This is a genomic window from uncultured Campylobacter sp. (assembly GCF_937996225.1).
In the GTDB taxonomy this organism is placed as follows: Bacteria; Campylobacterota; Campylobacteria; order Campylobacterales; family Campylobacteraceae; genus Campylobacter_B.
Map to the genome: position 1 here is coordinate 1 of NZ_CALKTC010000021.1, position 3,976 is coordinate 3,976.

Annotated in this window: 2 protein-coding genes; both read left to right on the plus strand. The window is 49.7% G+C overall.

Features of this window, described 5'->3' with window-relative positions; translation table 11 throughout:
* Positions 1 to 2,594, plus strand: a 2,594-nt coding sequence (locus Q0174_RS10965) for a Sua5/YciO/YrdC/YwlC family protein (RefSeq protein ID WP_366112485.1), incomplete at its 5' end; no start/stop codon positions are given.
* A gap of 600 nt (positions 2,595 to 3,194) precedes the next feature.
* Positions 3,195 to 3,626 carry a nickel-responsive transcriptional regulator NikR gene (nikR, locus tag Q0174_RS03205; protein WP_297988291.1) on the plus strand — a complete coding sequence of 144 codons (432 nt, stop codon included), beginning with the start codon at positions 3,195 to 3,197 and terminating at the stop codon, positions 3,624 to 3,626.
* Positions 3,627 to 3,976: the final 350 nt, after the last annotated feature.

Genomic DNA, 3,976 nt, shown 5'->3' on the forward strand with positions numbered 1-3,976 from the left:
GCGAGGCGCAAGCTACGTCTAACGAGCTAAAATCGCAATTTGCGGCAAATGGCAGAGAACTGCAATACGTATCGCTCGATTCTTGGCATGCGGACGAGCAAAATTTACAACTCTCAACGAAGATATCTGATTCTTGGCTTGCGACGAACGAGCCCGTTTCGCGAAGCTCTGCGAATACTTCAAGTTTGCAATATGCCGCGGATAGGACGAATTCGCGATGTGGGGCGTGTGAGCAGGACTTGCAAAATGCTGCAAATAAGGCGGATTTGCAGCGCTCGGCGAGCGAGCCGAGTCCGCAACAGACGATAAATTTGCAAGGTTCATGCTCTGCACAGGCGTGCACGGCGGACGCGCGCGGCGCCCATTCCGATAGCGAGGGCGATTTCGTGCGTTTGCCCGCAAGCTTTTCGGCGATTTTTAGAGCAGGCGCGATTTTTATCGCTCCAAGCGTGGCACCGAACCTTAATAAAATCGGCATTTTCCTAGCCAACACCGGCGTACATCTGCTATTTTTTGAATACTTTGATCGCCCGATCGTCGCTACTAGCGCCAACATTAGCGGCGAGCCCATTATTTTTAGCAGCGAGGAGTTGCGCGCGAAGCTGGGCGGCGTCATCTCGTTTTACCTGGATAACGACCGCGAAATTTTAACGCCGAGCGACGATAGTATCGCCTTTTTGCCGCAGTTTGAAGCGCGAGCTTCGGCGCCCGGTTCAAAAACGGCTTATAGCTCCGCGAAAAATTCCATCCTGGCGCAGAATTCTGCCATAAATTCCGCGGACGCGCAAACCCTTACCGCACCGCAAAATTTTAAGGAAAATTTCGCCGCCGAAATAAATTCTGACTGCGAAACGGAATCCGTCCGCGCCGCAGGTCTAGCAAATTCTGCAAGTGCCCTAAATTCCACAAATGCTGTAAATCTCGCAGATGCCGCAAAATCCGCAAGCACTACAAATTTAGCGAGCTACACAAATTTTTCCGCCGAAGAGGACGCTTTAAATCGCGCGCTGTTTTTGCGAATATCTCGCGGAATGAATCCAAAAATTTTCCCTAGCAAATTCCGGCTAAAAGGCACTTTCCTGGCGCTCGGAGCGGAGCTGAAAAATCAGTTTGCGATCTACAAAGACGGGCAAATTTTCATCTCGCCCTACATCGGCGATCTTAAAAACGTCGCTACGAATGAGCGATTTTTCGCGCTTTTGGATATGTTCGTGCGCGCCTACGAGCTGAAATTCGATGCCGTCATCGCGGATCTGCACCCGCAGTTTTCACACACGCGATTTTTCGAGCAGCGCGGATACCCCGTGGTGCGCTACCAGCACCATTTCGCGCATCTGGTGTCGAATCTAGCGCAAAACGATCTTCTTTTTAGTGGCAAAAAATACCTCGGCTTTTGCTTCGACGGCACCGGCTACGGCACGGACGGCACGATCTGGGGCGGCGAGGTGATGATCTTTGATCCGCGCGGCTACCGACGCGTCGCGAAATTTGACGAGATCGCGCTTATCGGCGGCGAGAATGCGATCAAAAACATCTACAAACTTGCGCTCGCACTCGTGTTTAAATTTAATGCAAAGGGCACTGCGCGCGAGTTTTTGGCAAAATTTAATGCAAGCGAAGTCGCAAATTTAGAAAAAATCGCGCCTCGTGCCATCCGCTCAAGCTCGCTAGGGCGGCTGTTCGATGCGTTTGCTGCGGTCATTTGCGACCTGCGAGCCATCAGCTTCGACGGCGAAGCGGGCATGCGACTTGAGAACCTATATATCGACGGCTGCGAGCAGAGCTATAAATTCGCGCTAAAAAAGGCGGGCGCGGCAAGCGAAGCAGGGATTTTTGACGAGATAAAAAGCTCTATCGACTCTGCGGTGCGCATGCCCGAGAAATTTGGCGCGGCGAAAAATCCTATCCGCAGTGCAGAACGCGAGGATAAAAGCGGCGTCTGCAGAGGAAATTCTATCGATGCTGCGGTGCGAATAGCGGAAAATTTTAGCGGCTCGATAAATCGCGATAGCCGCGCGACGAATTCTAATAGCGGTGAAAGATTTGCAGCCGCGAACGCCGCGAACGTTTGCGGCTCGGCTAGCGACGCGGAAAATTCCGCGGCAAATTCCACAATCGGCGATACCGAGCAAAATTTTGCCTATGCGCCGAATTCGACAAACGCTCGTAGTTTAAATTCCGCGGGCGAGATAAATTATGATTTATCAATAAACACAGCGAATTCTACGGCGAATTCCATATCAAACGCCGCGGCAAATTCCTCAGATGGCGAGGCGCCGTGGAGCCTTGGCGGCGAATGCTACGTGATTGATTACGAAGAGGCGTTTTTGCAGGCTTTGAGCGATGAGCCGCACTTGGCCGCGACGAAATTTATAAACGCCATCGCAAACTTCATCGCGGAGTTTGCGGAGGGCTTCGGGCTCGAGGTCGCGCTAAGCGGCGGGGTCTTTCAAAACGCGACGCTTCTAAATCTTACGTGCAAAAAGCTACGCGCGCGGGGCATTAAATTTCATCTAAACCGCGAGATCCCGTGCAACGACAGCGGCATCGCATACGGACAGCTCGCGGCATATCTAAGCGAAATTTCGCGCTAAACTTGTCCACAAAAAACGCAACTATAGCCGCCAAGCTCGCTCTTTTTAAAATTTATTAGTTTCATCTCGCCACTAAATTTATGAACTCTGCGCCATGCCCGTACTTTGCGTAAATTCTTGAATTATACGCTACGGGCGATAAAATCCACCGCGGCTAACTTTTCTAAAATCGCAAAATCAGCGAACAAATTTACGCCTTGCTTGTCTTTATATGTCGCAGCCGAAACGTTAAAATTTTAAAATTTAATGGCGCGCCGTTTCCTGCCATAGCGTCACGGCGCACCACTATGGCAACCGATACAAAATTCTGCCGCGGCGCATGGCTAGATACTGTGCAGATCCCAAGCTAAAACGTTATCTAGCGCCCGACTCTTAAAATTGAACGCAAGCTCGCGGTAGAATTTAAAATTAACGTAGCACCGGTAAATTTCATCGCGCTAGCACTAAAATACAATGCGAAATCGCGAGCAAAATTTCAAAATACGCACGATGCTTTGGAGCTTTAAATTTTAAAGAATAAGCCAAATTAGCGCAAAATTCTTACTATTTGAGCGGAATTTCGGTAAAATTACGTTCAAAATACGCGAAATGAGGGGAGCTATGAAAAAAGAGGAAAAAGAGGGCGCCGTAAGATTTAGCATTTCGCTGCCGACGAAGCTTTTTGAGGATCTCGATGAGATGGTGCGCGCCAAGCAGTACCTAAGCCGCAGCGAGTTTATCCGCGATCTCATACGCGAAAAGATGGTTGAGGGCGTGCTTCACGGAGATGGCGAGGATGACTGCGTGGGCGTGCTTTGCATCGCTTACGATCATCACCAAAGCGATCTGATCGAGCAGCTCGTAGAGATCGAGCACCACGCAAACGTCACCATCGTCAGCACCAGCCACTTCCACATCGACGAGCGCCACTGTTTCGAGGAGATCACGATGCGAGATAAAATTTCAAAGATCGAGCGGCTCAGCGCCAAAATCGGCGCGCTAAAAGGGGTGAAATTTTCCAAGCTCGTAAAGGCGGTCATCACTGAAGCGTAGGGCTTTTGCGCATTTTTAAAAACAGCGTGTCGCGCTAAATTTACGCGCTTTTAAATTTAAACGCAGCGGTTGCACGATTTTTATAGGTTACGAAGCGCGATTCTCGATCGAGTAGAGAATTCGGGCGGCGCGGCTGCGCAAGGCGTGCAAATAAAATTTGTTTAAATTTACGCGGCAAACGAAAGCGCAAAATTTTATAAATTTTAATCAAAAAGCATTCTTGCCGCGAGTCTAAATTTTACTGCACTAGCACGAAACCGGCGCTGCAGCTCGCGACTAAATTTTATAAAGCACCGCTTTCGTGCCGCATTTGCAAAGCCGAGCTAGCGCAAAATTGATATTAAAATGGT

What these genes read in the sequence shown, in the direction of transcription:
- nikR (WP_297988291.1), top strand. Translation starts at nt 3,195, where the DNA reads ATGAAAAAAGAGGAAAAAGAGGGCGCCGTAAGATTTAGCATTTCGCTG.